Annotated in this window: 1 protein-coding gene; it reads right to left on the bottom strand. The window is 40.3% G+C overall.

What is annotated here, in order from left to right:
* On the bottom strand, positions 1 to 238 hold a 238-nt coding region (locus tag MTCD1_RS20245; protein WP_143760233.1), incomplete at both ends, for a DUF1329 domain-containing protein.

Below are 238 nucleotides of genomic sequence, written 5' to 3'. Positions count from 1 at the left end.
ATTAATGTGCCCTGCCTGTAGAATATCTTCATACTTAACTTTATCACTATGAAGTCGATAGTCATTATAAGGAATCAATAATTCTTGCTTGCCTTTTAAAGTCCAGTTATAACGGTTTGGTGCGCCATTATACATATCAAAATCATCGGTGGTTCTTAAACCATCTGACGCTGTACCTGGTGCATCATAAGCCACATTCGGTGCACGGCGTACACGACGTTGACCCGTATTATAGGTC

The sequence above is a fragment of the Colwellia marinimaniae genome, from assembly GCF_002207865.1.
Lineage (GTDB): Bacteria > Pseudomonadota > Gammaproteobacteria > Enterobacterales > Alteromonadaceae > Colwellia > Colwellia marinimaniae.
Note: the sequence above shows the minus strand (reverse complement) of the source record. Positions and strands in the feature narration are given on the sequence as shown.